24 protein-coding genes and 1 pseudogene are annotated in these 24872 nt (G+C 57.0%); 11 read left to right on the top strand and 14 right to left on the bottom strand.

Annotation, left to right across the window (positions count from 1 at the left end; genetic code table 11):
• Nucleotides 1-35: 35 nt before the first annotated feature.
• The gene (locus L901_RS19770) at nucleotides 36-1568 is read left to right on the top strand and encodes a UxaA family hydrolase (RefSeq protein ID WP_059759719.1); all 1533 of its coding nucleotides are present in this window, start codon (nucleotides 36-38) and stop codon (nucleotides 1566-1568) included.
• A gap of 85 nt (nucleotides 1569-1653) precedes the next feature.
• Here L901_RS19770 and purH read toward each other — a convergent pair whose 3' ends face one another.
• The 4 genes from purH to htpX all read right to left on the bottom strand — a co-directional run bounded on the left by purH (nucleotide 1654) and on the right by htpX (nucleotide 7563).
• Nucleotides 1654-3270, bottom strand: a complete 1617-nt coding sequence (gene purH, locus L901_RS19765; protein ID WP_059759717.1) for a bifunctional phosphoribosylaminoimidazolecarboxamide formyltransferase/IMP cyclohydrolase — start codon at nucleotides 3268-3270, stop codon at nucleotides 1654-1656.
• Between the two features lie 152 nt (nucleotides 3271-3422).
• Nucleotides 3423-5090, bottom strand: a complete 1668-nt coding sequence (locus tag L901_RS19760; protein WP_059759716.1) for a heparinase II/III family protein — start codon at nucleotides 5088-5090, stop codon at nucleotides 3423-3425.
• Nucleotides 5091-5215: 125 nt separating this feature from the next.
• Nucleotides 5216-6601 carry an RsmB/NOP family class I SAM-dependent RNA methyltransferase gene (locus L901_RS19755; RefSeq protein ID WP_059760027.1) on the bottom strand — a complete coding sequence of 462 codons (1386 nt, stop codon included), beginning with the start codon at nucleotides 6599-6601 and terminating at the stop codon, nucleotides 5216-5218.
• Nucleotides 6598-7563, bottom strand: coding sequence for a zinc metalloprotease HtpX (gene htpX / locus L901_RS19750; protein WP_020809853.1), 966 nt, complete (start codon nucleotides 7561-7563; stop codon nucleotides 6598-6600). The genes L901_RS19755 and htpX overlap by 4 nt, the downstream gene beginning before the upstream one ends.
• 116 nt (nucleotides 7564-7679) lie before the next feature.
• Between htpX and L901_RS19745 the strand changes: the two genes are divergently transcribed.
• A complete protein-coding gene (locus tag L901_RS19745; RefSeq protein ID WP_003520210.1) occupies nucleotides 7680-7892 on the top strand; it encodes a DUF1674 domain-containing protein in 213 nt (70 codons plus the stop codon).
• Between the two features lie 61 nt (nucleotides 7893-7953).
• On the opposite strand, the pseudogene L901_RS19740 reads toward L901_RS19745, so the two are convergent.
• The 8 genes and pseudogenes from L901_RS19740 to hemE form a co-directional block, all read right to left on the bottom strand.
• Nucleotides 7954-8834: pseudogene (locus tag L901_RS19740) on the bottom strand (ParB/RepB/Spo0J family partition protein).
• A 30-nt stretch (nucleotides 8835-8864) separates the two neighbouring features.
• Nucleotides 8865-9659, bottom strand: a complete 795-nt coding sequence (locus L901_RS19735) for a ParA family protein (protein ID WP_059759714.1) — start codon at nucleotides 9657-9659, stop codon at nucleotides 8865-8867.
• Between the two features lie 19 nt (nucleotides 9660-9678).
• Nucleotides 9679-10296 (bottom strand): 16S rRNA (guanine(527)-N(7))-methyltransferase RsmG, encoded by a 618-nt coding sequence (rsmG, locus tag L901_RS19730; RefSeq protein ID WP_059759713.1) that lies wholly within the window; start codon nucleotides 10294-10296, stop codon nucleotides 9679-9681.
• Between the two features lie 11 nt (nucleotides 10297-10307).
• Nucleotides 10308-12191 (bottom strand): tRNA uridine-5-carboxymethylaminomethyl(34) synthesis enzyme MnmG, encoded by a 1884-nt coding sequence (gene mnmG, locus L901_RS19725; protein WP_059759711.1) that lies wholly within the window; start codon nucleotides 12189-12191, stop codon nucleotides 10308-10310.
• A 63-nt stretch (nucleotides 12192-12254) separates the two neighbouring features.
• Nucleotides 12255-13586 (bottom strand): tRNA uridine-5-carboxymethylaminomethyl(34) synthesis GTPase MnmE, encoded by a 1332-nt coding sequence (gene mnmE / locus L901_RS19720; RefSeq protein WP_059759710.1) that lies wholly within the window; start codon nucleotides 13584-13586, stop codon nucleotides 12255-12257.
• Nucleotides 13587-13672: 86 nt separating this feature from the next.
• Complete coding sequence (gene rho, locus L901_RS19715) at nucleotides 13673-14938, bottom strand: transcription termination factor Rho (RefSeq protein ID WP_004444236.1); 1266 nt, start codon at nucleotides 14936-14938, stop codon at nucleotides 13673-13675.
• A gap of 186 nt (nucleotides 14939-15124) precedes the next feature.
• Nucleotides 15125-15670, bottom strand: coding sequence for a protoporphyrinogen oxidase HemJ (gene hemJ, locus L901_RS19710; RefSeq protein WP_059759708.1), 546 nt, complete (start codon nucleotides 15668-15670; stop codon nucleotides 15125-15127).
• Nucleotides 15667-16701 carry a uroporphyrinogen decarboxylase gene (gene hemE / locus L901_RS19705; RefSeq protein ID WP_059759707.1) on the bottom strand — a complete coding sequence of 345 codons (1035 nt, stop codon included), beginning with the start codon at nucleotides 16699-16701 and terminating at the stop codon, nucleotides 15667-15669. The genes hemJ and hemE overlap by 4 nt, the downstream gene beginning before the upstream one ends.
• A 408-nt stretch (nucleotides 16702-17109) precedes the next feature.
• Here hemE and L901_RS19700 point away from each other — a divergent pair, with 408 nt between their 5' ends.
• The 5 genes from L901_RS19700 to dnaQ are packed head-to-tail and all read left to right on the top strand — an operon-like array spanning nucleotide 17110 to nucleotide 20714.
• On the top strand, nucleotides 17110-17931 hold the full coding sequence (locus L901_RS19700) for a pyruvate, water dikinase regulatory protein (RefSeq protein ID WP_003521149.1): 822 nt from the start codon (nucleotides 17110-17112) through the stop codon (nucleotides 17929-17931).
• A 31-nt stretch (nucleotides 17932-17962) separates the two neighbouring features.
• Nucleotides 17963-18562 carry a Maf-like protein gene (locus tag L901_RS19695; protein ID WP_059759705.1) on the top strand — a complete coding sequence of 200 codons (600 nt, stop codon included), beginning with the start codon at nucleotides 17963-17965 and terminating at the stop codon, nucleotides 18560-18562.
• The gene (locus L901_RS19690) at nucleotides 18555-19415 is read left to right on the top strand and encodes a shikimate dehydrogenase (RefSeq protein WP_059759703.1); all 861 of its coding nucleotides are present in this window, start codon (nucleotides 18555-18557) and stop codon (nucleotides 19413-19415) included. Before L901_RS19695 ends, L901_RS19690 begins: the two co-directional genes overlap by 8 nt.
• Nucleotides 19415-20023 carry a dephospho-CoA kinase gene (coaE, locus tag L901_RS19685; RefSeq protein WP_059759701.1) on the top strand — a complete coding sequence of 203 codons (609 nt, stop codon included), beginning with the start codon at nucleotides 19415-19417 and terminating at the stop codon, nucleotides 20021-20023. The genes L901_RS19690 and coaE overlap by 1 nt, the downstream gene beginning before the upstream one ends.
• The gene (dnaQ, locus tag L901_RS19680) at nucleotides 20016-20714 is read left to right on the top strand and encodes a DNA polymerase III subunit epsilon (protein ID WP_003521153.1); all 699 of its coding nucleotides are present in this window, start codon (nucleotides 20016-20018) and stop codon (nucleotides 20712-20714) included. The genes coaE and dnaQ overlap by 8 nt, the downstream gene beginning before the upstream one ends.
• A gap of 102 nt (nucleotides 20715-20816) precedes the next feature.
• Here dnaQ and secB read toward each other — a convergent pair whose 3' ends face one another.
• Both secB and L901_RS19670 read right to left on the bottom strand, forming a co-directional pair.
• On the bottom strand, nucleotides 20817-21299 hold the full coding sequence (secB, locus tag L901_RS19675) for a protein-export chaperone SecB (RefSeq protein WP_003521154.1): 483 nt from the start codon (nucleotides 21297-21299) through the stop codon (nucleotides 20817-20819).
• A 102-nt stretch (nucleotides 21300-21401) separates the two neighbouring features.
• Entirely contained in the window at nucleotides 21402-21938 is a 537-nt protein-coding gene (locus tag L901_RS19670; RefSeq protein ID WP_059759700.1) for an FxsA family protein, read from the bottom strand.
• Nucleotides 21939-22078: 140 nt separating this feature from the next.
• Between L901_RS19670 and L901_RS19665 the strand changes: the two genes are divergently transcribed.
• The 4 genes from L901_RS19665 to L901_RS19650 are packed head-to-tail and all read left to right on the top strand — an operon-like array spanning nucleotide 22079 to nucleotide 24814.
• Complete coding sequence (locus L901_RS19665; RefSeq protein WP_059759698.1) at nucleotides 22079-22777, top strand: Tim44/TimA family putative adaptor protein; 699 nt, start codon at nucleotides 22079-22081, stop codon at nucleotides 22775-22777.
• Complete coding sequence (locus tag L901_RS19660) at nucleotides 22774-23886, top strand: murein transglycosylase A (RefSeq protein ID WP_059759697.1); 1113 nt, start codon at nucleotides 22774-22776, stop codon at nucleotides 23884-23886. Before L901_RS19665 ends, L901_RS19660 begins: the two co-directional genes overlap by 4 nt.
• Entirely contained in the window at nucleotides 23883-24452 is a 570-nt protein-coding gene (locus L901_RS19655; RefSeq protein WP_059759695.1) for a Smr/MutS family protein, read from the top strand. Before L901_RS19660 ends, L901_RS19655 begins: the two co-directional genes overlap by 4 nt.
• On the top strand, nucleotides 24449-24814 hold the full coding sequence (locus tag L901_RS19650) for a helix-turn-helix domain-containing protein (protein ID WP_003521160.1): 366 nt from the start codon (nucleotides 24449-24451) through the stop codon (nucleotides 24812-24814). The genes L901_RS19655 and L901_RS19650 overlap by 4 nt, the downstream gene beginning before the upstream one ends.
• The last annotated feature ends 58 nt before the right edge of the window (nucleotides 24815-24872 follow it).

Below are 24872 nucleotides of genomic sequence, written 5' to 3'. Positions count from 1 at the left end.
ACATAGCAGGCAATATACCGGGAGGAGGAAAACCCGTGAGTGAGAATTCCGAGGCAACCATTTTGCTGAACGCCAACGACAATGTCGCGGTGGCGCGCCGGTCCATTCCGGCCGGCGGCGCGACAGGCAGGGGCGATCTGGCGGCGCTCGAGCTGATCGGGCGCGGGCACAAGGTGGCCCTCAAATTCATCAAATCGGGCGATGAGGTGCTGAAATACGGACAGGTCATCGGTATCGCCACCCAGGATATCGAGCCCGGCCGACACGTGCACCTGCACAATCTTGCCATGGTGCCTTCCGAACACGCGCATCAGTTCAGCGTCGATATCGAAGAAAAGGGCATGGTGCCGGAAGCCGAACGCCGGACGTTCAAGGGTTATGACCGCGGCCTCGGTGGCGTCGGAACACGAAACTATATCGGCGTCATCGCTTCGGTGAACTGTTCCGCCACGGTTTCGCGTTACATCGCGGATTATTTCAACAAGCAGCGTGGTCTTGATGGTTTCGACAATGTCGATGGCGTCGTGGCGCTGACCCATGGCGGCGGCTGTGCGCTGAATACGAAATCGGAAGGTTACCGCCTGCTGATCCGCACTATTCAGGGCTATGCCCGCCATCCGAATTTCGGCGGCATTCTGCTGATCGGCCTCGGTTGCGAGACCAACCAGATCGCGCCCATTCTCGAACATTACAAAATGGAAGAGGGTGAGCGGCTACGCACCATGACGATCCAGCAGCATGGCGGCACCCGCAAGACGATCGATGCGGCGATTGCCGAGATCAGGGCCATGCTGCCGATGGTCAATGCCGCTCGCCGCACGGAGCAACCACTTTCCAAGCTGAAGGTGGCGCTGGAATGCGGCGGTTCGGATGGTTATTCCGGCATTTCCGCCAACCCGGCTCTGGGTTATGCCTCCGACCTCATCGTCCGCAACGGTGGAACCACGGTCCTCTCGGAGACGCCGGAGATTTACGGCGCTGAACACCTCCTGACGAAGCGCGCCGTCACCCCTGCCGTCGCCGAGAAGCTGCTACAGCGCATCGACTGGTGGCGTGATTATACCGCCCGTAATGGCGACGAACTCAATAACAACCCATCCCACGGCAACAAGCTTGGCGGCCTGACCACCATTCTGGAAAAATCGCTGGGCGCGGTCGCCAAGGGCGGCTCCATGCCGCTGAAGGCGGTTTATGAATTCGCCGAAACCGTGACGGAACAGGGTTTCGTCTTCATGGATACGCCCGGCTATGACCCCGTTGCCGTCACCGGACAGGTCGCCGGCGGCTGCAACGTCATCTGTTTCACCACCGGCCGCGGCTCGGTTTCGGGCTTTAAGCCGTCACCCTGCATCAAGATCGCCACCAATTCCGAAATGTATGAACACATGAAGGAAGACATGGATATCAATTGCGGCGAGATCGTCACCGGCGCTGAAACTATCGAAGAATCCGGCAAACGAATTTTCGAGCATATTCTGGCGGTAGCCTCCGGCGAAAAGACCGTCAGCGAAATCTACGACTACGGCGACAATGAATTTGTACCGTGGCAGGTTGGGGCCGTGACCTGAACCTGCGGCACCAAGACTGTCCCACGTGAAACAAAAGGCCCGGAAAGTGATTTCCGGGCCTTCGTTATTCCTGGTTGTTCCGCGCTTAGTGGCGGAAGTGGCGCATGCCGGTAAAGACCATTGCCACATTATGCTCGTTCGCGGCGTCGATCACTTCCTGATCGCGCATCGAGCCGCCCGGCTGGATGACAGCGGTGGCGCCTGCGGCAATCGCGGCGAGCAAGCCGTCGGCAAAGGGATAAAATGCTTCCGAAGCGACAGCGGAGCCGCGCGTCAACGGTTCGGCAAGGCCAAGAGCCTTGGCGGCATCTTCCGCCTTCTGGGCAGCGATACGGGCCGAATCCACACGGCTCATCTGGCCGGCACCGATGCCAGCCGTCTGCCCGTCCTTGGCGTAAATGACAGCATTGGACTTCACATGCTTGGCGATCTTGAAGGCAAACTTCATGTCTTCAAGTTCCTGCGACGTCGGCGCACGCTTGGTGACGACCTTGAGGTCCAGATCCTCGACCATGCCGTTGTCGCGGCTCTGCACCAGCAGGCCGCCCGAGACGGTCTTCGCGGTAATACCGGCCGCGCGCGGATCAGGCAGGCCGCCAGCGGCCAGAAGGCGCAGGTTCGGCTTGCGAGCGATGATGGACTTGGCTTCTTCGGTGACATCAGGCGCGATGATGACTTCAGTGAAGAGCTTGACGATCTCTTCTGCCGTTTCCGCATCGAGCGTGCGGTTCAGGGCAATCACGCCGCCAAAAGCGGAAACGGAATCGCATGCCAGCGCCCGCCGGTAAGCTTCGGCAAGTGTCGGACCCGTCGCCACGCCGCAGGGATTGGCATGCTTGATGATAGCGACTGCCGGCGCATTTTCCGGCAGGAATTCCGCCACGAGCTCGTAAGCTGCATCGGTGTCATTGATGTTGTTATAGGAAAGCTGCTTGCCCTGAAGCAGCGTCGCGGTTGCGACGCCAGGACGCTTTTCGCCGGTGAGGTAAAAACCAGCGCTCTGGTGCGGATTTTCGCCATACCGCATCTTTTCTTTCAGCGCGCCGCCGATGGCGCGGTAATCCGGCGTTTCGATCGCAAGCGCCTCGGCAAACCAGTTGGAAATCACCGCATCATAGGCGGCGGTGCGGGCATAGGCCTTGGCGGCAAAACGCTGGCGCAGCGCATAGGATGTCTGGCCGTCATCGGCCTGCAGGGCCTCAACCAGATCGGGATAGTCAGACGGATCGGTAACAACAGTGACATACGCATGGTTCTTGGCGGAAGCGCGGATCATCGCCGGGCCGCCAATATCGATGTTTTCCACCGTCGTCGGATAATCGCCGCCCTTGGCGCGAACTTCCTCGAAGGGATAGAGATTGATGACCGAAAGATCGATCGCCTCGATACCGTGCGCCTTCATCGCCTCGACATGCTCCGCATCGTCCCGGATGGCAAGGAGCCCGCCATGGACATTCGGATGCAGCGTCTTGACGCGGCCGTCCATGATCTCGGGAAAATTCGTTACGTCGGAGACATCCGTCACAGGCAGGCCTGCTTCGGCAATGGCTTTCGCCGTTCCACCGGTCGACAGAAGCTTGACGCCAAGCTTCGACAGAACCGTCGCCAGCTCGATAATATCAGTTTTGTCGGACACGGAAAGAAGCGCCGTGCGGATTTTGACCTTATCGGGGGCGGGGATTTTCTTGGACACGACGGCCATCAGGCATACTCCGTTTAACGGGGAGGACAGGCTGGAATGAGATTGATCCAGCAATTGCCGCCGCGTTAACACAGCTTACCGGATTAATAAACAGCGGGGATGCCGAACGGTGAAAACTATGGTGGTTTTTGACCGGCATCGCCGGAAATTGTCTAGGCCTGACGTTCGATGAGCCAGCGGATTTCCCGCGTATTTGCGAGATTGAAGGGGAGTTCGATCTGCTGCGACGGGCGCATACCGGATGCATCGGCCATGAAGACATCCTCGGTGACGAAAAGCTCCAGTCCGGGTGCGGAAAACAGCCAGACGGTTCCATCCGCTGCCTCCAGATAGACCGACTCCTCATCCCGCTGGTGTATCTGAATGTGGGGATGAATATGGAAACGTGAAACCGCCGTGACCGACTGCAATTGCGTTTTCACCGCACTCGCATCGGCCCGAAGCAGATCCCGACCCTTTATCTTGGTGCCGGCCGCATTCAATTCTATCTCCCGCTCATGGTAGCAGCCGAAATTCTGCAAATAACCGTCATGAGACGCCCAGAGAACGTCATTGCCGTTTGCATCCGTTCCACGCCGGCTGTCGACGTGGCTGACGCCTGACACCATGATCGGACCAAGCAGCCGCGAGCGCGAAAGTCTGCAGGAAGATGTATCCGCAAGCGTGACGGTGGAATGCGCCGCCGTGGAACGGCTGGCCCGCTGATATTCCGGCGCGGCGTTGCGCGGAAAGCCCGAATTGACGATGAAGCGGTTCTTGCCGCAAGACATTTCGAAAGACAGGCAACCCGAATGGGCATTGCGTGAAAGCTCCGCCGAGCCGGGATAGCCCGTATCCACGATGATGACCGTATCGTCCGTCGCAAGCCGATGGTAGTTCACGTCCGGCAGGACCTTGGAGGGCCGGCCGGCCGTTTCGTCATAACGCAGCACGGAAACAAGCTCATTGGCGAGCGTTGCCGTGGCGCCGTTGAACAGCGCGAGATCGCCACCCTGATGCCGGAAGAACCGGATCGCCGGGAACATGCGGTCTATGGCCGGCACCAGGCCGGGCGGCAGATCATGGCCGAGATTGATATAACTTTGCCGAAGCGGCAGGAGATCGAGCAGCAGGTCCAGCATGACGCGTGGATTGCGGGAAACATGCCCGCCATCGGGTAGAATCTGACGTTCCATTTCCTGAGCCAGCTTCATTCCATTCCGCGTGATCCGCGAAAGGCGCGTTGGCATGGCGATGGAAGCCATGGCCAATGCAATCCTGATCCTCAGCCGCGCTTCGCCATCGGGCGCGTGTCTGACGATTCTTTCGAGATAACGCACATGAAAGGCGAGGCTTTTCAGGAACCGGCGATAAAAACCGGCATCGGCCTCGTATAAAACGACGGGAGAGTGCGAAAGCCAGGCAATCAGCCTTTGTGCGGCGATTTCCGGCGACCAGGCAGTGCCTGCAAGCCGTTTGCCATGAAGCACCATCCATTCCGCAACGATGCGGCGCGCTCGTTTGCAGGCCTCGCTCGATTTATCGGAGCGAATATGCCGTAGCCAACTGAATGCATGCAGCCGTTCTTCAAAGACCGCCGATGGATATTCCACCTGGAATGGCGAAGCTCCGCCGGTTTCGACGACACGCCCGGCCAGCGCGATGCGGCCCCGCAACAGTTCCTCGGCGAAATAGGGATCGATGGCTCTGAGATCGGTCGGCGCCGCCACCAGACCGTCTGGCGCACGAGTGGCAAATCGCAACATATGCAGGCGCAAAGGGGTGAGGCCGACACACAGATGACGATACGCCATCCGCGACAGAAGACCGGCGGCATTCATGCTGCCTGCAAAGGACCCTAACAAGCTGTGTTTCCCGTTTCACATGTTTTGTTTTTATCAGTGAACCGCGACGACCGGAACGTTTTCGATAAATATCTAATGATTCGCGAAAGCTTGGCTTTTTTCTACTTCTTACGCAAGACACTGCTAAAAAACCCATCGACGCCGCCGAACATGTCCGGTGTCGTGCGAAGATCACCATTTAAGCTGATGGCCGCTTCCATTCCGGGCCAATCCTCGCGGCGGACGGCAACACGTTCCACGCCGGGATTTTCTGCCAGAACCTCGGCAATCATCGCTTCTCCTTCGGAAGGATCGAGCGAGCAATTGGAGAAGACCACGAGACCGCCCGGGCCAACAAGGGTCAGCGCATGCCGCAGCATCTGGCCCTGGAGGGCAGCGAGTTTGGCAATATCGTTCTCATCCTTGGTCCAGCAGACATCGGGATGTTTGCGAAGTGTCCCGGTGGAAGAACAGGGCGCATCGAGGAGGACCGCGTCAAAGAGCTGTTCCGGCTGGTACTTCAGCATATTGGCTTCCACCGTTTCGGCACGGAGGCCAAGCCGGTCGAGATTTTCCCTGAGGCGACGAAGACGGTTGCCGGACTGATCCAGCGCCGTCACATTGGCGCCCGCCAGTGCAAGCTGCGCGGTCTTGCCGCCCGGAGCAGCACAGAGATCTGCGACACGTTTGCCCGCTATGTCGCCCATAAGCCGAACCGGCATGCTGGCGGCGAGATCTTGCACCCACCACGCACCCTCGGCGAAGCCTTCGAGCGATGGGATTTGCCCCTCGAATTCACCCAGACGCACGCTGCCATTCGGCATGAGCGTACCGCCCAGTTTTTCCGCCCAGAGAGCAGGATCAGCCTTGATCGTCAGATCAATTGAGGAGGGTGTCAGCTGCGCCTCCGAAATCCTTTGTGCAACCTCATTGCCGTAAGCGGAAACAAGCCGCGCATGGAACCAGTCCGGCAATACCGGAACGCCGGCGACTGCCTTCTCGATATCCGCTTTTTCACGACCGAGCCGTCGGAGAACGGCGTTCACCAGTTTGACGAAACGCCTGTTGCGCGGATCGCGGTGAGCTTGTTCCACCGCAAGATCGACAGCGGAATGATCCGGCACATCGAGGTAAAGCATCTGCGCCGCACCGACGACAAGAACGTGATGCAGCGAACGCGCGCCCTGCGGCAGCGGCCCATCCAGCAGCATCGACAATGCCGTTTCAATCCGCGGGAGGTGGCGAAGCGCGCTGTTGACGATGGCTCTCACCAGCGCCCGGTCCGCAAGCGACAGGGCTCGATAGACGGGATTGCCGTTTTCGCTATCGAGCATTCCATCCAGCGAGGTCTTCTTTTCCAGAACGGCCGCCAGAATGCGGGTGGCGGCAATGCGCGCGGCGAGACCCGGCTTGTCCTGGAAAGACGAAGGGCCGTCTTCACGGCCCCTCCCATTGGCCGGTCTCGGTTTTCTGGACCGCGCCGGCTTATTCTGAATATCGGATGTCAAGACCACGGCCCCTTGCGCTCGTTTTCATTGCCTCGTCCCCAGCCTGTTTTGGGAACGGAGCCTGATTTGCGCAGAGGTCTATCACCCGATGGCGGCGGCGTCGATCCTCGCGGGGAAAACTCCTGCGCCATGGCGTGCAGCGCCGCCACGCGGTTTTCCGTATTCGGATGCGTGGAGAAGAGATTGTCCATGCGCTCACCGGAAAGCGGATTGATGATGAACATATGCGCCGTTGCCGGGTTACGCTCGGCATCGTCATTGTGAATGCGCTGCGCCATGCCCGAAATCTTCTGCAAGGCGGAAGCAAGCCAGAGCGGGTTGCCGCAGATTTCCGCGCCGCGCCGGTCGGCGGAGTATTCCCGCGTACGACTGATCGCCATCTGCACCAGCATCGCTGCCAGTGGCGCCACGATCATCGCGACCAGCACGCCGATAAAGCCGAGCGGGTTATTGTTGTTCTCCCGGTTGCCGCCAAAGAAGAAGGCAAAATTGCCGAGCATCGAGATGGCGCCCGCCAGCGTGGCGGTGATTGTCATGGTCAAAGTATCCCGGTTCTGCACATGCGCAAGCTCATGCGCCATGACACCGGCCACTTCCTCGGGCGTCAGACGCTCCAGCAGGCCTGTCGAAGCGGCAACAGCGGCGTTCTGCGGATTCCGCCCGGTCGCGAAGGCATTGGGTTGCGGGCTATCGTAAATATAGACCTTCGGCATCGGCAGACCGGCATTCTGCGACAGGTCGCGGATCATGTGAAAAAATTCGGGCGCATTCGCCTCGTCGACCTCCCGCGCATGATAGGCGGAGAGAACCATCTTGTCAGAGTTCCAGTAGGAAAAAATATTCATACCGGCTGCGATGACCAGGGCGATCATCATACCGCCCTTGCCGCCGATCAGAAAACCGACACCCATGAACAATGCGGTCATGAAGGCCAGAAGCATTGCCGTGCGCATCATGTTCATCCGTTAAACTCTCCTTGTCACTCACCGGGAATATTCCGGGGTTTATAAAGCCCCTCGGATTATATAATCTGGTAAGCGGCAAACGTATTTCAATATCCCGTCATAGGGAGGATTTCATGCAGAATGCGGATAATGACAACGCCACAGACAGTGGCGCGGAAAGTGTAAAGCGACTTTCGCCGGCGGCGCAGCGAGCGTTGAAAGAAGCGGAAGAACGGCGCAAGCAACAGGCCGATCTCCAGCTGCCGCCGGAAACCGGCGGCCGCGGCGGCGCGGAACCCGTGCGTTTCGGCGACTACGAAATAAAAGGCCGGGCCATCGATTTTTGAGCGCCATAAATAAAAATACCCGCCTTTGGCGGGTATTTTATATTTTAAAACAAATAGTTACTTATTTCTGCTCCAGAAGCCGGCATACCGCTTCAAGCTGTTCCAGTGTCCGATACCAATACGGATTTGCCCCGATCCGCCCTTGTGGCTGATCTTCACATCCAGCCCGAGAGCATCGGACAGGCTGCGTTCGAGCGCGATCGTATCGGAATCCTTTTCCGCCGCAGGTCGCTTCTCCGCGACATCGCCCTGCGATTTGATATCGTTCTGCGCCAGGCGCTCGGCATCACGGACCGAAAGTCCCTTGGATACGATTGTTTTCGCGAGCGTCGCCGGATCGGAAGTGGAAACAAGCGCGCGGGCATGACCTGCGGAGAGCGAACCATCCGCCAGCATATCCCGTACCGGATCGGGAAGCTTCAAAAGCCGCAGGCTGTTGGCAACGTGGCTTCGGCTTTTGCCGATGATTTCGCCGAGATCATTCTGCGTATAGCCGTGTTCGGCGATCAGCTGCTCATACCCCATCGCTTCTTCAAGCGGATTGAGGTCGGAACGCTGTACGTTTTCGACAATTGCCAGTTCCAGCGCCGTGCGGTCATCCACATCGCGAACGATGACGGGAACATCGGTAAAGCCCGCCAGCTGCGCCGCACGCCAGCGTCTTTCACCCGCAATAATCTCGTATCGGTTGACTCCAACCGTTCTTACAACTACAGGCTGAACAATTCCATGCTGACGAATGGAGGCGGCAAGATCCTGCAGCTCATTCTCATCGAAATGACGCCGCGGGTTTCTCTGGCTGCGAGCGATGAATTCGATGGGGATGGTACGATCGGCGTTAACAGCGCGCTGGGGCTCACCCACCGGCACAGGCTGGTCCATTTCTCCGATCAATGCGGCAAGACCGCGCCCCAGCCGACGCTTGGAAAGATCATCACTCATAAGATATTACTCCATACATTCCGGCAAACGTCAGGCGGCTTTGCGCAGACGCTCTCTCTGAATCACTTCGGACGCCAGTTGCAGATAGGCCTGGCTGCCGGCACATTTCAGATCATAGAGAATTGCCGGTTTACCATAGGACGGCGCTTCGGAAACACGCACATTGCGTGGAATGAGCGTGTGGTAAACCTTTTCGCCCAGATGCGTGCGCACGTCGGAAACAACCTGCTGTGCAAGATTATTTCGCGCATCGAACATCGTAAGAACGATGCCCTGTATATCGAGCTGCGGGTTCACCGATCCACGAATCTGACTGACCGTATCCAGCAACTGGCTAAGGCCCTCCAGTGCAAAGAACTCGCATTGCAGCGGCACGAGCACGGAATGTGCGGCCGTCATGGCATTCATGGTCAAAAGATTGAAAGAAGGAGGGCAGTCGACGAGAATATAGGAATAGCCTCTGGCTTCCTGTGTCTCCATGACCGCACGCAGCAGGAAAACGCGGTTGGAAACATTCGCGACCTGCATTTCGAAACCGAGCAAATCCATCGTGGAAGGTACGATGTCGAGATTTGGAACGGCGGTGGGAACAGCAACTTCCGCTACCCCATGATCTCCTACCAGAAGATCATAGGACGAAAGCTTGCGCTCTTTACGGTCGATTCCAAGCCCGGTACTCGCATTACCCTGCGGGTCCAGATCCACGATCAGCACGCGCTCACCAATAGCCGCCAGCGCGGTAGCCAGATTGATGGCGGTTGTTGTTTTACCAACCCCACCTTTCTGGTTTGCAACTGCGATAATCCGGTTTTTTTCCAAAGTCATGCCGCACCTGGCCAGCTCATCAGCGCCTCAAAGCGAGGTTGCTGATTTCAAGAACAACAGAATCTGCCTCAATGGCACTCTGATGTTTTACCAGATCAAACTCCCAGCGACCATGTGCTTTCTGCACTTCAGAATCATAATCCCGGCCTTTATTAAAATAGGCCTTGAGATTCGGATTATTCTGCGCCCAAGGATGGATATAATCGAAAAGCATATCCAGTTCGGCGAGTGCGCGCGCTGAAACAGCGTCGCAATTTTTGATGATTTCTGGTGCTGTCTCGATCCTGACGGGGTGGACTGCACCTCTTGCACCGGTTTCCTTCAGTGCAATTCGCAAGAATGCCGCCTTTTTATTGTTGCTTTCGACCAGATCAACCCAACCATCGCCAAGCTCCGCTAGAAAAATCGCGGTGACGACACCGGGGAATCCGCCACCGCTTCCAAGATCAATCCACTTTTTTGGCTGAGGGAAGAGCTGGAATATTTGCGCACTGTCGGCCACATGCCGGTTCCAGAGCTCGGCGAGAGTGGACGGCGCTACCAGATTTGTGGTTCTGTTCCACTTCTTAAAAAGCTCGACAAAATGTTCGAGCCTTTCCTGTGTTTCACGTGAAACACTCTGGCCGTTTATCTTCATAATCCGACTCGCTATTGGTGCATGCGTAATTTTTCACTTCGCGTTGCGGAATCCTTCCGCAGAAGTGCGAGCAGCAGCGATATCGCAGCCGGCGTCATGCCGTCAACACGAGCGGCCTGGGCAATATTCTCAGGACGGGCTTTTTCCAGCTTTTGTTTAAGCTCGTTGGAAAGGCCGGACAGACTCTTAAAATCAAAGTCATCGGGAATTTTTCTGTCTTCGTCCCGCTTGATATCGACGATATCAGCGCTTTGCCTCTGCATATAGACCGCATAACTCGCCTCGATCTGCAAGACCTCGGCAACTTTCCCGTCAAGGGCGCCCAATTCCGGCCAATGTTCGGTAAGGACTTCGAGAGTCATATCCGGATAGGCCAGCAATTCATAAACGGATCGGCGTTGACCGTCCTGATTAAGTTTCAACCCCTGCTTCGCCGCCTGGGATGGGCTGATGGAAATCGCCTTCATCAGCTCTCGACCGCGATCCAGATCGGAAATGAAATTTACGAAGCGTTCCTGCCGCGCGCGGCCGACAATGCCAGCCATCTGGCCGACTGGCGTAAGCCGCAAATCGGCATTGTCCACGCGCAGAGAAAGGCGATACTCCGCTCTGGACGTGAACATGCGGTAGGGCTCGCTGACACCCTTAGACGTCAGGTCATCAATCATGACGCCGATATAAGACTCTGTTCGGCTAAAATAGACCGGATCGGCATTGCCCGCATAAAGCGAGGCATTCAATCCAGCAACGAGACCCTGAGCGCCCGCTTCTTCATAACCCGTCGTGCCATTAATCTGGCCGGCCAGAAACAATCCCGGAATCTTGCGGCATTCCAACGACGGCTTCAGCTCGCGCGGATCGACATAGTCATATTCGATCGCATAACCCGGCTGCAGGATCGTCACTTGTTCGAGGCCCGGTATCGTTCGGATAAATTGTTCCTGAACGGAAGCGGGAAGGGAGGTCGATATGCCGTTTGGGTAAATGGTGTGATCGTCGAGACCTTCCGGCTCGAGGAATATCTGATGACCGTCCCGTTCACCGAAACGGGTAATTTTATCCTCAATCGACGGGCAATAACGCGGACCGACCCCTTCGATCTGTCCTGAATACATCGCCGACAGATGAATATTCTCCTGAATGATCTTGTGGCCAGCCGGAGTGGTGCGAGTTACGCCACATTCTATTTGCGGATTGAGAATACGATCCGTCATGAAGGAAAAGGGGACAGGATCCTCATCGGCAGCCTGCCGATCCACCGCATTCCAGTCAATCGTGCGTCCATCCAGTCGGGCAGGGGTGCCGGTTTTCAGGCGACCCATAACAAGACCCAGCCGTGAAAGTGTGTCCGAGAGGCCAACAGACGGCATTTCTCCCACGCGTCCGGCCGGAATCTTTTCGGAACCGATATGAATGAGACCGCGCAGGAAGGTGCCACTCGTCAGCACGACCGCGCCACAAGGAATCCGGCTACCGTTCTTCATGATAACGGCTGCGACGCGATCATCGTCCATCTCAATATCGAAAGCATCGCCTTCAATAATCGTCAGATTTTCAATCGCATCGATCTCACGCTGCATGGCTTCGCGGTAGAGCCGTCGGTCGGCTTGAGTGCGCGGACCACGGACGGCCGGTCCCTTTTTGCGATTGAGCATGCGGAATTGGATGCCCGCTGCATCGGCAACCCGACCCATCAAACCATCCAGCGCATCGATCTCACGAACGAGGTGTCCCTTTCCCAGACCGCCGATGGCGGGATTGCAGGACATGACGCCAATCGTCTCTCGCTTATGGGTAACAAGGGCGGTTTTTGCACCATGCCTTGCAGCAGCGGCCGCGGCTTCGCTGCCCGCGTGGCCACCGCCAATAACAACGACATCGAATGACTGGTGCATATCCTTGCGCCCTGTTCTGTCAACATCGACATCACCACCTCGGCCGTCGATGTTTCACGTGAATCATTTTCCTATGCAGAATTCCGAGAAGATCACGCCCAGCAAATCTTCCACATCAACGCGGCCGGTGATCCGTCCGAGCGATGTCGCCGCGAGTCTTAAATATTCCGACCTTATCGCAAGGTCCAGGGTCCCGGAATCGAGCGCATCACTAACATAGTTCAGCGTCTCTTCAAGTCGTTTTTTATGCCTAGCGCGCGCGGGAACCAAAGTCTGGCCGGCGCCGACGCGTTTTTCTATCTCCTGCTTCAGCATCGAACGCAGTTCGTTCAAGCCTATTCCTTCCTTGGCTGAGATAGACAAATCAAATCCATCATCCAAGATGGGGGAATGAAGCGCTGTTTTCGTTCTAACCCGCAAATAGCTCTGGTTCTTGAACGATTCGAGAGATTGTTTCGGAGGCGAATCTTTATCCTGCAGCAGGAGAATGAGATCTGCTGTTTCCGCCGTCAGAACCGCGCGCCTCACACCTTCAAGCTCCACGACATCCTGTGTTTCCCGTATTCCTGCCGTATCGAATACCCGGACCAGATATCCTTCCAGATTGATGTCAACGCTCAAGACATCCCTCGTGGTGCCGGCAATATCGGTGACGATAGCAACATCGCGGCCGCTAAGGGCGTTCAAAAGAGTGGATTTGCCCGCATTCGGTTCACCGACAAGCGCGACCTTAAACCCGTCGCGAATGATTTCTCCGCTTTCGCAACCCTGGAGATGATCGCCGATTTCCTTTTTGAGAAGCGCCATGGCTTCCCAAACCTGAGCCGCCACGGAATCCGGAACATCCTCCTCGTCGGCAAAATCCAGCTCCGCTTCGATGAGAGCGCGAGCGCGCGTCAGGCGACTGGCCCAGCCATCATAGAGTGCCGACAATTTGCCAGTGCTCTGTTCTACTGCCAGCCGCCGCTGCATTTCCGTTTCAGCCTGCAACAGATCGGCGAGGCCTTCGACCTCAAGGAGATCCATCTTGCCATTTTCGAAGGCTCTACGGGAGAATTCACCGGCATCGGCAGGCCGAAGTCCTTCGAGATTTTCAAGCTCGGCAAAAATCGAAGCCAGGACTGCGCGACTGCCATGGCTATGAATTTCAACACAATGCTCACCCGTGAAAGAGTTTGGAGCTGGAAAGGCGATTACCAGCGCCTGGTCGATGATCTCATCGTTTCGATTCCGAATCGAGAAAAGCGTAGCCTTTCGCGGTGAAGGAAGTTCCCGGCCCGTCAACATCTCCAAGGCATAGAAAGCCCTCGAACCGCTGATCCTGAGAACAGCCACACCCGCCGGCAGGGCACCGCTGGAAAGCGCATAGATCGTATCGGCGGAAGCTGGCATCATTCACCTCGGTCTAAAACAGTCAAGCCGCATCCGAATAAACGGATACGGCTTTAAAGCTCTTATGATGAATCCGGCTAAAGTTCGGATCAGGTATTCATCGATTCGAAGAAATCCGAATTGTTCTTGGTCTGCTTCAACTTGTCGATCAGGAATTCGATGGCGTCCATCGTACCCATCGGCGCGAGAATACGGCGAAGAACGAAAATCTTCTGCAGATCCTGACGCGGCACCAGCAGGTCTTCCTTACGCGTACCGGATTTCAGAATATCCAGTGCCGGGAAGATGCGCTTGTCGGCAACCTTGCGGTCGAGCACAATTTCCGAGTTACCGGTACCCTTGAATTCTTCGAAGATGACTTCATCCATACGGCTGCCGGTATCGATCAGCGCGGTCGCGATAATAGTGAGTGAACCGCCTTCTTCGATATTACGAGCAGCACCGAAGAAACGCTTCGGACGCTGCAGGGCATTGGCATCCACACCACCCGTCAGAACCTTGCCGGAGGAGGGAACAACCGTGTTGTAGGCACGGCCGAGGCGCGTGATGGAATCGAGCAGGATGACGACGTCACGACCATGTTCGACCAGGCGCTTCGCCTTTTCGATCACCATCTCGGCGACCTGCACGTGACGAACGGCCGGTTCATCGAAGGTGGAGGACACAACCTCGCCCTTCACGGAACGCTGCATGTCGGTCACTTCTTCCGGACGCTCATCGATCAGGAGAACGATCAGGTAGCATTCCGGATGGTTTGCCGTGATGGAATGGGCGATGTTCTGAAGCAGAACCGTCTTACCGGTACGCGGCGGTGCCACGATCAATCCGCGCTGACCCTTGCCGAGCGGCGCGACGAGATCGATCACACGCGACGACAGATCCTTCGAGGTCGGAACATCCAGTTCCATCTTGAAGCGCTCATTCGGATAAAGCGGCGTCAGATTGTCGAAGTGAACCTTGTGGCGGATCTTTTCCGGATCGTCGAAATTGATCGTATTGACCTTGAGAAGCGCGAAATAACGTTCGCCTTCCTTGGGGCCGCGGATCGGGCCTTCGACTGTATCGCCGGTTTTCAGCGAGAAGCGGCGGATCTGCGACGGCGAGATATAGATATCGTCCGGACCGGGCAGATAGTTCGCATTTGCGGATCGCAGGAACCCGAAACCGTCCTGCAGGACTTCAACGACGCCCTCGCCGATGATTTCGATGTCCTGGCTCGCGAGAACCTTGAGGATTGCGAACATGAGTTCCTGCTTGCGCATGGTGCTCGCATTTTCAACTTCCAGGGATTCGGCAAAAGTCAGCAAGTCGGTAGGCGATTTGCTCTTAAGTTCCTGAAGCTTCATTTCAGCCATGAAGAGAAGACCGTTTGATAATGTAATGTCGGGGGAGGGCGTGTTCGCGAATCAGATGCTGTGGGAGATACCGCAGATGACTGAATAATTCACATGCCACGAAGATGAGTGGCCCGAAAATAGCGATTGAACACGGCCGCTGCAAGAGGAAAGCACGAATTCCGCGAAATTTATCGTCGCACCGTCTTAACCGAAGGGTTTCACAACCACAAGTATGACGATGAGGATCATCAGCACCGTCGGAACCTCGTTCATCAACCGCCAGTGACGGGCAGGCCGCGTATTTTCATCCCGCGCGAAACGTTTTGCACTGCGCGTGAAATAAACATGGGCCGCAGTCAGAAGCACCACCAGCGCGATCTTGGCATGCAGCCAGCCGCCGGAAAAACCATAAACCGACCAGGCGAGATAAAGTCCCAATATCCAGGATATCATCATCGCCGGGTTCATGATCACCTTGATCAGCCGCTGCTCCATCACCTTGAAGGTTTCAGACTGCTGCGAACCGGCGGGTGCGTCGGTGTGGTAGATGAAGAGCCGTGGCAGGTAGAAAATCGCCGCCATCCAGGAAATGACGGCGATGATATGCAGCGCCTTGATCCAGAGATAGAGATCGGCCGGATCGGCATAAAATAACAGGGCAACGAAAGCAGCAAAGACACCGAGCGCGATGCCGGCGCGCAAAGCCGCCCGGTTTCCGGAACGGGCGGAGGTCTGTTTTTCGCCGCTCATGCCCCGACTCCGCCGGCACGCACCCTCTCAACAAGCAGTGTGACGTTTTCCGGGTCAGCCTGCGGGGTGATGCCATGACCGAGATTGAATATCAGCGGACCCTGTGCAAGAGCCTGCAGCACAGCATCTATACCATCCTGTAACGCCTTGCCGCCTGCCACCATCAGCATGGGGTCGAGATTGCCCTGCACCGGCCCTTCCTTCTGCAAGTCCCTGGCAAAGCTCAGCGGCACCGACCAGTCGAGCCCGATGGCGTCGGCGCCCGTCTTGCGACGATAATCCTTGAGAAGATAACCAGCCCCCTTGGCGAAGGCGATGATTTTTGCCGAAGGCCGACGGGCGCGCACCGATGCGATAATGCGGGCAACGGGTTTTATCGCATAATCCTCAAATTCCTTCTCACCGAGCACGCCGGCCCAGGAATCGAAGATTTGAACAGCATCCGCGCCTGTATCGATCTGTGCGACCAGATAATCGGCGGAAACGTCGGCGAGGAAAGCCAGCAGCTTTTCCATGGCGGCCGGCTCCTGATAACCGAACAGCCGCGCCGGGGCCTGATCCGGCGTTCCGTGTCCCGCGATCATATAGGTCGCAACCGTCCACGGCGCGCCGCAGAAACCGAGAAGCGTCGTTTCATCGGGCAAAGAGGTGCGCAGACGGGAAACGGTTTCGAAAACGGGAGAAAGATGCGCCATGACATTTGCGGCATCCAGCTTCTCGATACCGCTGACATCGATCGGGTCCATGGCCGGACCTTTTCCTTCGCTGAAAGACACGTTGCGATGAAGCGCATCCGGTATCACCAGAATATCTGAAAAGAGAATGGCGGCGTCGAGCCCGAACCGGCGAATGGGCTGAAGGGTCACTTCCGTCGCCAGTTCGGGGTTATAACAGAGATCGAGGAAACTACCGGCGCTCTTTCGCGTTTCCCTGTACTCGGGAAGATAACGCCCGGCCTGTCGCATCAGCCATATGGGCGGCGGTGTGACCGTCTGCCCGTTCAACACCGTCATAACCTTACGTTCGCTCATGGCACCCAGCTTCTAAAAAATAAAATCAAAGAGATTTAAAAGATTTTCTATTTCTTAGAGTCTGTGGGTAGCAAGGATTAAAATCATTCCAGTCGAAATGCCGCAGCCGCAAAGTTTCAAGCGCGCCTGCGGATGTTATCGATCCGCTTGCTTTGGAATAATCGGGAGAATAGAAATTTTATAAATAATTTCAGTCATTTATGACGAACCAGAAAAACACAAAGACTGTGGATAATCTGGGGAAAATTTTGAACAGTTTCACATTCTTCCAACAATTCACAAGCACGTCGGAGACGATTGAAGCCACTTGCGGATTGTGGAAAAACACCACCTTATTCACGTCGCGGTTCGACCCGCAGGACAATTCGGAGATTTGTCCCGGTTTATCAACAGCGGGAGAAAAACAGCGTGGAGAACAAAAAAAGCTTCTTCCATCTGCACCTGATTTCGGACTCAACGGGAGAGACTCTGATGTCGGCCGGTCGGGCCGTTTCGGCACAGTTCCACGCTTCCATGCCGGTGGAACATGTCTATCCGATGATTCGAAACCAGAAACAGCTCGCACAGGTCGTTGACCTCATCGACAAGGAACCGGGCATTGTTCTCTATACGATCGTCGACCAGCAGCTGGCCGAGTTTCTGGATCTGCGGTGCCATGCGATCGGGGTGCCCTGCGTAAATGTCCTTGAACCCATCATCGGCATCTTCCAGACCTATTTAGGTGCGCCGTCCAGACGGCGGGTGGGTGCGCAACATGCCTTGAATGCGGATTATTTCGCCCGGATCGAGGCGCTCAATTTCGCCATGGATCATGATGACGGGCAAATGCCCGAAACTTATGACGAGGCCGATATCGTCATCATCGGCATCAGCCGCACCTCAAAAACACCGACCAGCATCTATCTCGCCAACAGGGGAATAAAGACCGCCAATATACCGGTCGTTCCCAATGTGCCTTTGCCCGACAGCCTCTATGCGGCCACGCGACCGCTGATCGTCGGGCTGGTCGCAACATCGGACCGGATATCGCAGGTGCGTGAAAACCGGGAACTCGGCGCGACGGGCGGATTTGACAGTGGCCGCTACACGGACCGCGCCACCATCATGGAAGAGCTGAAATATGCGCGAGCGCTCTGCGCCCGCAACAATTGGCCGCTGATCGATGTCACGCGCCGTTCCATCGAGGAAACGGCGGCGGCGATCCTTGCCCTTCGTTCGAGGACACGATAATCCGAATCGCACCATTCGGAGCAGACAGTCGATGCAACAAGAATTGATCCTCGCCTCGTCCAGCGCATCCCGCCAGATGCTGATGCGCAATGCTGGGCTGACATTTTCGGCCATCCCGGCGGATATTGACGAACGTGCGCTCGATGAGCAGCTGGAACGAGACGGCGCCGGTCCGGAAGAGGTTGCACTGGAACTCGCCAGGGCCAAGGCTCTTGCAGTCAGCGCGCTTTATCCGAAAGCACTGGTTCTCGGCTGCGACCAGACCATGGCGCTCGGCACCCGTGTTTATCACAAGCCGAAAACCATGGCGGAGGCCGAAGGGCATCTGCTGTCATTGTCCGGCAAGGTCCATCGCCTGAACAGTGCCGCAGTTCTCGTCCGACATGGTGAGGTAGTGTGGCAGATCGTTTCCAGCGCCGAGCTGACCGTTCGGACTTTGAGCGCCGAATTTGTCTCCCGCCACCTGCAACGGGTGGGAGAAAAGGCCTTGAGCAGCGTCGGCGCATATCAGCTCGAAGGAGAGGGAATCCAGCTATTCACCTCGATCGAGGGCGATTATTTCACGATTCTCGGCCTGCCGCTTCTGCCGCTTTTATCGAAACTACGCGACATGGATGTCATCGATGGCTGATTCACGTGAAACATTAACCATAAACGCCTTCGTTGTCGGCTATCCGATCAAGCATTCGCGATCGCCTATTATCCATTCCTATTGGCTGAGGAAATTCGGCATTGCCGGTTCCTATAAGGCGGTGGAAATCTCTCCGGACGACTTCGCGAATTTCATTGCAACGCTGAAGCAGGGTAGGCCAGGCACGGCCGTCGGCGGCAATGTCACCATTCCCCATAAGGAAGCGGCTTACCGGCTGGCAGACAGACCAGATGCTCTGGCGGAAGAACTTGGCGCCGCCAATACTGTATGGATGGAGGAGGGCGAGCTTCACGCCACCAATACGGATGGTTATGGTTTCGTCTCCAATCTCGATGAGCGGCATCCGGGCTGGGACAGGACAGAGCGGGCAGTGGTTCTGGGTGCCGGCGGCGCAAGTCGGGCGGTGATTCAATCGCTGCGTGATCGCGGCATTGCCGAAATCCACGTCCTCAACCGTACCGTCGAACGGGCGCGCGAACTGGCCGACCGTTTTGGGCCGCGGGTTTTTTCCCATCCCCAGGCAGCACTTCATGAGGTCCTGCAGGGTGCCGGGCTTTTTGTGAATACGACGTCGCTCGGCATGGATGGAGCGGAAGCGCCACATATTGATTTTTCGCCGCTGGCAGATCAGGCCGTCGTAACCGATATCGTCTATGTGCCCTTGAAAACCCCGATCCTGAAAATGGCGGAAGAGCAGGGCGTCGCAACCGTCGACGGGCTCGGCATGCTGCTTCATCAGGCAAAACCCGGTTTCAAACGATGGTTCGGCAAAACGCCGGAGGTCGATGAGACCCTGCGTTCTCTCATCATCGAGGACATGGAGAAACATTGATGATCGTCATCGGTCTCACCGGCTCGATTGGAATGGGAAAAACGACAACGGCGAAGTTGTTTGCCGGAGAGGGGGTTCCGGTTCTCGATTCGGATGAGGTCGTGCACGGGCTTTACCGGGCGGAAGCCGTTCCGCTGATCGAAGCGGCCTTTCCGGGCGTTACCGTTTCCGGTGCGGTGGACAGGCAGAAACTCGGTGAGGTCTTGCGGCAGAATCCGGCTAATTTCAGTAGACTGGAAGAGATCGTGCATCCGCTGGTGCGCGGAAGGCAAGAGGCTTTTCTGGCGCAGGCGAGGAAAGAGGATCGGCAATTCGCCCTCCTCGATATTCCGCTGCTGTTCGAAACCGGGGCGGAAAGCCGCGTCGATAAAGTCGTTGTTGTCAGTTGCGCGCCGGAGATTCAGCGCGAGCGGGTTCTGTCCCGACCGGGAATGACGGAAGAGAAATTCGAAATGATCCTCGCCCGCCAGATGCCCGATGCGGAAAAGCGCCGGCGTGCCGATTTTATCGTCGATTCCGGAAATGGTGTCGAAGCGGCACGGGATCAGGTAAGAGAGATTTTGCAGAAACTGGCCGCTGAGTCGCGCCGCGGAGAAATGAATGCGTGAGATCATTTTCGATACGGAAACCACGGGCCTCGAATCGAAGCTGGACCGCGTGATTGAAATCGGCGGCATCGAGCTGATCAATCACTTTCCCACCGGCCGCACGCTGCATCTCTACATCAGCCCGGAAGATCGCAAGGTTCACCCCGACGCACTTGCCGTTCACGGGATTACCGACGAGTTTCTGAAGGATAAACCCAAATTCGCCGAGGTCGTCGACCAGATTCGCGACTTCTTCGAGGGCGCGCGCTGGGTGGCGCACAATGCCACATTCGACATGGGCTTCATCAATGCGGAATTCGCCCGTCTCGGCATTGAACCGGTCGCCGCCGATCTCGTGACGGATACGCTTTCGCTCGCCCGTCGCAAGCACCCCATGGGACCGAATTCGCTGGACGCGCTTTGCCGTCGTTACGGCATCGACAATTCCCACCGTACCAAGCACGGCGCTCTTCTCGACTCCGAACTGCTCGCCGAAGTTTATATTGAAATGATCGGTGGGCGCCAGACGGCGCTCGGTTTCGGTTCCGCCGCCAAGCAGGAAACCATCATCGTCGAGGAAGACGTGCCGCTTGAGCCGCTGCAAAGGCCGCGGGCTTTGCCCTCGAGGCTGGATGCGGAAACGGTCGCGGCCCATGGCAAACTCGTTCTCGGCATGGGCGACAAGGCGATCTGGAACCGTTACCAGAATTGATGCCTGTCCAGGCACCGGAAACGGTGAATGCCGTCAAAGAAAAACCCGGGCATGAACCCGGGTTTTGTTTTGTCTGAATTCTGCAGCGCAGAGCCGCGTCACTTAGTTCGGTACGGCCTGAACCTTGGCCTTTGCCTGTTCCTCGGCAACGCGCTGGGCGAACATCTGCGCGAAATCGATCGGATCGATCATCAGCGGCGGGAAACCGCCATTGCGGGTAACGTCCGCAATGATCTGGCGCGCGAAGGGGAACAGCAGGCGCGGGCATTCGATGAACAACACCGGCAGCATATGTTCCTGCGGGAAGCCGGCGATGCGGAACACGCCGCCATAAACCAGCTCGGCCGCGAACAGCACCTTGTCGCCATCCTTGGCTTCCGCGTTCAGCGTCAGGACAACATCGAAATCCGAACCCGAGATCGGGTTTGCATTGACGTTGACATTGATGTTGATCGACGGCGCATTGTCACGGGCCTGAAGCGAGCGAGGAGCACCCGGATTTTCGAAGGAAAGATCCTTGATGTACTGGGCAAGAATGTTGAGGGAAGGACTTACTGCGCCCTGTGCACCATTTTCAGCGGTCATTACATTTCCTCACGGCGTGAATTCGTGGAAGGCGGTCTATCATTTCGACCGGGGGCTTACAACCCTTCGTGATCGGGTCATCGCGATCCATTCCGCCCGGGATCAGGGTTTGGGCAGATCGCGATCGTCCGGTTTGCGCGACCATGGGGAACCCTTTGGCTCTTCGCGATGAAACTCCTCCTCGTCGAGATCCACTACCTTCGAATTGCGCGCATGTCCCGGATCATTCCGAAAGCCGGAAAAATCACCGGGTTGAGGACCGGATTGCCGAAAGGAACCCGCAACGACGACGCGCGGCCCGAAGGCTTTCCAGAAAAAGCGCCGCACGGTGGGTGACAGAAGCAGAAGGCCGAGAATGTCGGTAATGAAACCGGGAATGAAGAGCAGGATCCCGGCAACGACGCGCATGGCGCCATTCACCAGCTCATCCGCCGGCTGCGCGCCGGTGCGGCCCGCATCCTGAAGGTTTCTCACCATGCCGATGCCGCCCAGCCGCAGGATGAGCAACCCCAGAAACGAGGTGAACAGGACAAGCGCCAATGTCAGCCACAAACCGATTGCCTTGCCGACGATAATGAAACCGGCAATTTCGAGAATGGGCATCATCAGGATGACGATGGGGAGAAAGGAAAAACGCATCTTCTAGCCTTGCGTGTGCATCTCTGGCAGATTGCCGGTTCCCGGGACACCGATGATTGAATCTGCACATTTGAATGATGATAAGATGCAGACTATATGATGGTGTGGTTTTCGAATTTAAATGGCGGTTTTGGTAAAAGATGGGCTTCAGCGACTTTATCACATTGTTTTTTCTCGTTGCAGCGGTGCTGATCTTCTTTCAGCTGCGCAGTGTCCTCGGTCGCCGCACAGGCAATGAGAAGCCGCCATTCGACCCCTATAGCCCGCGAGATGTGGCAAAGGGTCCCGTTGCAGACGATAACAAGGTTGTGACCCTGCCGAGGCGCAGCGAGGGTGACGACGAAAACCGTTTTGCCGAGGCAGATGCGCTTGCGCCTGTCGATACGCCGCTCAATGTGTCGCTGCGTGAGGTGATGACCAGGGACCCGTCCTTCGGGCCGAAGGAATTCCTGAACGGCGCCCGCATGGCCTATGAAATGATTGTCATGGGCTTTGCAGATGGCGACCGCAAGACGCTCAAGAACCTTCTGTCGAAGGAGGTTTTCGATGGTTTCGAGGCGGCCATTTCCGAGAGGGAAGGTCGTGGTGAGGTGGTGAAGTCCACCTTCGTGGGTATCGAGAAAGCAGATATCACCCAGGCCAGTGTGCGCGATTCCGAAGTGCAGATCACGCTGAGGATCGTCAGCCAGTTGATTTCGGCGACCTATGACAAGGATGGCAAGCTGGTGGATGGCGATCCGGATGCGGTTGCGGAGGTGGACGACATCTGGACCTTCTCGCGCGATATCCGCTCGCGCGATCCGAACTGGAAGCTGATCGCTACCGAATCCGAGCAATGACCGCGCCCTTTTTGATCGAAGAAGTTTCTTTCAGCGACCTGCCCGGATGGCGGCAAGACGATCCCGGCAAGCTTTTTCCGGCGATGGCGACAATCCTGTCGCATCTTCGGAATGCAAAACCCTACAGGACGGGCGCGCTCGGGGTCACGGCGGCGGAACTGGTCTCGCTTCTGGAAAGCGCAGAGAAAAACCAAACAAGCAGCCCGGAACAGGCGCGCCGGTTTTTTGAAACCAATTGCGTGCCTTTCAGGATTTCTCCGGCTGAGGGAAAAAGCGGTTTCGTGACCGCCTTTTACGAACCCGAACTGGAAGTGTCGTCCGAGCCTGACGACATCTGGCGTTATCCGATTTATCGCCGGCCGCCGGAGTTGGTGGATATCGACGACGCCAATCGGCCTGCCGGTTTCGACACGTCCTATGCTTTCGGCAGGGAGGATGAAAACGGTATTTCCTATTTTCCCGACCGCCGGGAGATCGATGAAGGGTATCTGAAGGGCAGGGACCTTGAGATTGCCTGGGCAAGATCGAAGGTCGACCTGTTTTTCGTTCATGTGCAGGGTGCGGCGCGTCTGGTGTTTCCCGATGGCGCGGTAAAGCGCATCACCTATGCGGCCAAGGCCGGGCATGCTTTTTCGCCGATTGGCCGTCTGCTTCTCGATCGCGGGGAACTCGATCCGAAAACCGTGTCGATGCAGACGATCCGCAAATGGCTCGCTGACCATCCGGATGAGGTGGATGGGGTGCTATGGCATAACAGGTCCTATATTTTTTTCCGGGAGGCGGATGTCGCCGATCAGGATATGGGTCCGATCGCGGCTGCGAAGGTTCCGTTGGTCGCGGGGCGAGCGCTTGCGGTGGACAGGCTCGTCCATACGTTCGGGCTTCCCTTCTTCATCCATGCGCCGTCGCTCACCCATCTCGATGACGGAAAACCTTTTGCGCGGCTGATGCTGGCGCTCGATACCGGCTCGGCCATCGTTGGCCCGGCGCGTGGCGATATTTTCACCGGCTCCGGTTTCGAAGCGGGAGAGCTGGCCGGTACGGTGCGCAATGAGGCCGATTTCTATATACTGATACCGCAGGTGGCTGCGCAGAGGTATCGGCGATGAAGAGCAGTCGCAAGCTCGGCAAGGAAGAGCGCGTTCTGTGGGGAAAGGTCGCAAAAACCACGCGGCCGATCTCCGGCAGACTGGAAGACCTGCTGGCTTTTGACGACATAGAGGAACCGCCGGTGGAACCCGATGTTCCGCAGACCGGTAAAGGCGCTTTTCCGCGCATGCTTTTGGAGCCGGCCGAGCCGTTGCCACCCGCTCCGGACAAGAAGCCGAAGATTCATCAGCCGATGGAAAAACCGGTCAAACGCAAGCTCACCCGTGGCCGGCTGCCGCTGGAAGGGCGGATCGATCTGCACGGCATGTTCCAGAGCGAAGCCCATGCGGTGCTGCTTGATTTTCTGTTGCGCGCGCATGAACGAGGTCTGAGACATGTGCTCGTCATAACGGGCAAGGGCCGCTCCATCGGCAGCGACGGCGCATTGAAAAGGGCGGTGCCCATGTGGTTTTCCAAGCCGGAATATCGCCACCTGATTTCATCCTATGAGGATGCATCCGCCAATCATGGCGGCGACGGTGCGCTTTATGTGCGGTTGGCGCGTCGGCGGGGTGAAAAATCATGACGCCCTTTGCGGAGGCCGTGCGGCAGCTTCGCGAGCGCAAGGGCGTGACGCAGAAGGAAATGGCCGCCGCAATCGGCGTATCGCCGGCCTATCTTTCGGCGCTGGAGCATGGCAAGCGCGGCAAGCCGAGTTTCGATCTCCTCCAGCGCATCGCCGGATATTTCAACATCATCTGGGATGAGGCGGAGGAATTGTTCTTTCTGGCCGGCTCATCCGACCCGAAAGTGGTGATCGACACCATCGGCCTGCCGCCGCAATATACGGCTTTCGCCAACCGGCTGGCACGGGATATTCGCAAGCTGCCGCCGAGTGTGGTAGAGGAACTGTCAGCCGTGCTGCAAAAAAGCCGTTCTTGCGATTGAAACCCCTCTATCCCCTGCTTTATGCAGCATCCTGAAGCATGCGGCCTTTGGGATTGGG

This window comes from Agrobacterium sp. D14, from assembly GCF_001526505.1.
In the GTDB taxonomy this organism is placed as follows: domain Bacteria; phylum Pseudomonadota; class Alphaproteobacteria; order Rhizobiales; family Rhizobiaceae; genus Agrobacterium; species Agrobacterium leguminum.
Note: the sequence above shows the minus strand (reverse complement) of the source record. Positions and strands in the feature narration are given on the sequence as shown.

Bases quoted from the DNA above. Each gene is read 5' to 3' on its own strand.
- purH (WP_059759717.1), bottom strand. From the start codon at position 3,270: ATGGCCGTCGTGTCCAAGAAAATCCCCGCCCCCGATAAGGTCAAAATC.
- L901_RS19760 (WP_059759716.1), bottom strand. From the start codon at position 5,090: ATGAATGCCGCCGGTCTTCTGTCGCGGATGGCGTATCGTCATCTGTGT.
- htpX (WP_020809853.1), bottom strand. From the start codon at position 7,563: ATGAACATGATGCGCACGGCAATGCTTCTGGCCTTCATGACCGCATTG.
- L901_RS19745 (WP_003520210.1), top strand. From the start codon at position 7,680: ATGCAGAATGCGGATAATGACAACGCCACAGACAGTGGCGCGGAAAGT.
- L901_RS19735 (WP_059759714.1), bottom strand. From the start codon at position 9,659: ATGACTTTGGAAAAAAACCGGATTATCGCAGTTGCAAACCAGAAAGGT.
- rsmG (WP_059759713.1), bottom strand. From the start codon at position 10,296: ATGAAGATAAACGGCCAGAGTGTTTCACGTGAAACACAGGAAAGGCTC.
- mnmG (WP_059759711.1), bottom strand. From the start codon at position 12,191: ATGCACCAGTCATTCGATGTCGTTGTTATTGGCGGTGGCCACGCGGGC.
- mnmE (WP_059759710.1), bottom strand. From the start codon at position 13,586: ATGATGCCAGCTTCCGCCGATACGATCTATGCGCTTTCCAGCGGTGCC.
- rho (WP_004444236.1), bottom strand. From the start codon at position 14,938: ATGGCTGAAATGAAGCTTCAGGAACTTAAGAGCAAATCGCCTACCGAC.
- hemJ (WP_059759708.1), bottom strand. From the start codon at position 15,670: ATGAGCGGCGAAAAACAGACCTCCGCCCGTTCCGGAAACCGGGCGGCT.
- hemE (WP_059759707.1), bottom strand. From the start codon at position 16,701: ATGAGCGAACGTAAGGTTATGACGGTGTTGAACGGGCAGACGGTCACA.
- L901_RS19695 (WP_059759705.1), top strand. From the start codon at position 17,963: ATGCAACAAGAATTGATCCTCGCCTCGTCCAGCGCATCCCGCCAGATG.
- L901_RS19690 (WP_059759703.1), top strand. From the start codon at position 18,555: ATGGCTGATTCACGTGAAACATTAACCATAAACGCCTTCGTTGTCGGC.
- coaE (WP_059759701.1), top strand. From the start codon at position 19,415: ATGATCGTCATCGGTCTCACCGGCTCGATTGGAATGGGAAAAACGACA.
- dnaQ (WP_003521153.1), top strand. From the start codon at position 20,016: ATGCGTGAGATCATTTTCGATACGGAAACCACGGGCCTCGAATCGAAG.
- secB (WP_003521154.1), bottom strand. From the start codon at position 21,299: ATGACCGCTGAAAATGGTGCACAGGGCGCAGTAAGTCCTTCCCTCAAC.
- L901_RS19670 (WP_059759700.1), bottom strand. From the start codon at position 21,938: ATGCGTTTTTCCTTTCTCCCCATCGTCATCCTGATGATGCCCATTCTC.
- L901_RS19665 (WP_059759698.1), top strand. From the start codon at position 22,079: ATGGGCTTCAGCGACTTTATCACATTGTTTTTTCTCGTTGCAGCGGTG.
- L901_RS19660 (WP_059759697.1), top strand. From the start codon at position 22,774: ATGACCGCGCCCTTTTTGATCGAAGAAGTTTCTTTCAGCGACCTGCCC.
- L901_RS19655 (WP_059759695.1), top strand. From the start codon at position 23,883: ATGAAGAGCAGTCGCAAGCTCGGCAAGGAAGAGCGCGTTCTGTGGGGA.
- L901_RS19650 (WP_003521160.1), top strand. From the start codon at position 24,449: ATGACGCCCTTTGCGGAGGCCGTGCGGCAGCTTCGCGAGCGCAAGGGC.